This window comes from Falsiroseomonas oryzae (genome assembly GCF_027856955.1).
Classification (GTDB): domain Bacteria; phylum Pseudomonadota; class Alphaproteobacteria; order Acetobacterales; family Acetobacteraceae; genus Falsiroseomonas; species Falsiroseomonas oryzae.
The window spans coordinates 1-546 of record NZ_JAPSMD010001020.1 but is presented as its reverse complement, the minus strand read 5'-3'; the positions used below and the strand labels follow the sequence as shown (position 1 = coordinate 546).

General features: G+C 79.1%; 1 protein-coding gene. It reads left to right on the top strand.

What is annotated here, in order from left to right:
• A partial coding sequence (locus OZN99_RS33285; protein WP_270939433.1) for a hypothetical protein occupies window positions 1-546 on the top strand: 546 nt, incomplete at both ends.

Here is a 546-nt window from a genome sequence, read left to right as displayed (position 1 = left end):
GCCGTCACCGTCCACCGGCACGCGGCGCGGCGGCACCGGGCGCTGACCGCCCGCGCCCTCGCCCCCGCCCTGCCGCAGGCGCATGAGCCGGGCGAGCCGGCCGGCATCGCGGAGGACACGCTGCTCTGCATCGCCGGCAAGCGCCTCGACACCCGCGGCATCGCCCGGCTGCTGGAGGTGACGCACCACGCCTGCGGCCGCTTCGCGGAGCGCAGCGGACGGGGTGATGCCGCGAGCCTGCATGCCGCGGTCGAGGAGGCCGCCTTCCATGCCGCGGCGGTGCTCGTCGCGCATCTCGACGGCGGGCTGTCCCACCGCCTGCGCGGCGGCACGGCCTCGGTGCTGCTGCCCGCCGGGGAGGGCGCCTTCCTCGGCCGCCTGCGCCTCCTGCCGATCGGGCCGGGTGGGCAGCCCCTGCCGGTGATGGAGGCCGCGACCTGGCTGCACGCGGCGGCGCTCGACGCGGAGCAGGTGCAGGCGCGCGACGTGCTGCTCGCGGGCCTGCCGCCGGAGGTGCTGGTCGCCGCGCTGCCCGAAGCCTGGGCC